This window comes from Glacieibacterium arshaanense (assembly GCF_004681125.1).
In the GTDB taxonomy this organism is placed as follows: domain Bacteria; phylum Pseudomonadota; class Alphaproteobacteria; order Sphingomonadales; family Sphingomonadaceae; genus Polymorphobacter_A; species Polymorphobacter_A arshaanense.
The window spans coordinates 1-1,545 of record NZ_SIHO01000008.1; the positions used below are offsets into that span (position 1 = coordinate 1).

General features: G+C 53.0%; 2 protein-coding genes. Both read left to right on the forward strand.

Features of this window, described 5'->3' with window-relative positions; all coding sequences use genetic code 11:
- Window positions 1-1,360 (forward strand): transketolase-like TK C-terminal-containing protein (locus EUV02_RS15535; RefSeq protein WP_424022201.1); only part of this gene is annotated, 1,360 nt, incomplete at its 5' end.
- A 14-nt stretch (window positions 1,361-1,374) separates the two neighbouring features.
- A partial coding sequence (locus EUV02_RS15540; RefSeq protein ID WP_341533714.1) for a biotin/lipoyl-containing protein occupies window positions 1,375-1,545 on the forward strand: 171 nt, incomplete at its 3' end.

Genomic DNA, 1,545 nt, shown 5'->3' on the forward strand with positions numbered 1-1,545 from the left:
AAAACTGCCGTACATCACCTTCCCGGAAGGTTCTGAAGAGCATACCTATCTGCACGCTCAGCGTCAGAAACTGCACGGTTATCTGCCAAGCCGTCAGCCGAACTTCACCGAGAAGCTTGAGCTGCCGAGCCTGCAAGACTTCGGCGCGCTGTTGGAAGAGCAGAGCAAAGAGATCTCTACCACTATCGCTTTCGTTCGTGCTCTGAACGTGATGCTGAAGAACAAGTCGATCAAAGATCGTCTGGTACCGATCATCGCCGACGAAGCGCGTACTTTCGGTATGGAAGGTCTGTTCCGTCAGATTGGTATTTACAGCCCGAACGGTCAGCAGTACACCCCGCAGGACCGCGAGCAGGTTGCTTACTATAAAGAAGACGAGAAAGGTCAGATTCTGCAGGAAGGGATCAACGAGCTGGGCGCAGGTTGTTCCTGGCTGGCAGCGGCGACCTCTTACAGCACCAACAATCTGCCGATGATCCCGTTCTACATCTATTACTCGATGTTCGGCTTCCAGCGTATTGGCGATCTGTGCTGGGCGGCTGGCGACCAGCAAGCGCGTGGCTTCCTGATCGGCGGTACTTCCGGTCGTACCACCCTGAACGGCGAAGGTCTGCAGCACGAAGATGGTCACAGCCACATTCAGTCGCTGACTATCCCGAACTGTATCTCTTACGACCCGGCTTACGCTTACGAAGTTGCTGTCATCATGCATGACGGTCTGGAGCGTATGTACGGTGAAAAACAAGAGAACGTTTACTACTACATCACTACGCTGAACGAAAACTACCACATGCCGGCAATGCCGGAAGGTGCTGAGGAAGGTATCCGTAAAGGTATCTACAAACTCGAAACTATTGAAGGTAGCAAAGGTAAAGTTCAGCTGCTCGGCTCCGGTTCTATCCTGCGTCACGTCCGTGAAGCAGCTGAGATCCTGGCGAAAGATTACGGCGTAGGTTCTGACGTTTATAGCGTGACCTCCTTCACCGAGCTGGCGCGTGATGGTCAGGATTGTGAACGCTGGAACATGCTGCACCCGCTGGAAACTCCGCGCGTTCCGTATATCGCTCAGGTGATGAACGACGCTCCGGCAGTGGCATCTACCGACTATATGAAACTGTTCGCTGAGCAGGTCCGTACTTACGTACCGGCTGACGACTACCGCGTACTGGGTACTGATGGCTTCGGTCGTTCCGACAGCCGTGAGAACCTGCGTCACCACTTCGAAGTTGATGCTTCTTATGTCGTGGTTGCGGCGCTGGGCGAACTGGCTAAACGTGGCGAAATCGATAAGAAAGTGGTTGCTGACGCAATCGCCAAATTCAACATCGATGCAGATAAAGTTAACCCGCGTCTGGCGTAAGAGGTAAAAGAATAATGGCTATCGAAATCAAAGTACCGGACATCGGGGCTGATGAAGTTGAAATCACCGAGATCCTGGTCAAAGTGGGCGACAAAGTTGAAGCCGAACAGTCGCTGATCACCGTAGAAGGCGACAAAGCCTCTATGGAAGTTCCGTCTCCGCAGGCGGGTATCGTTAAAGAGATC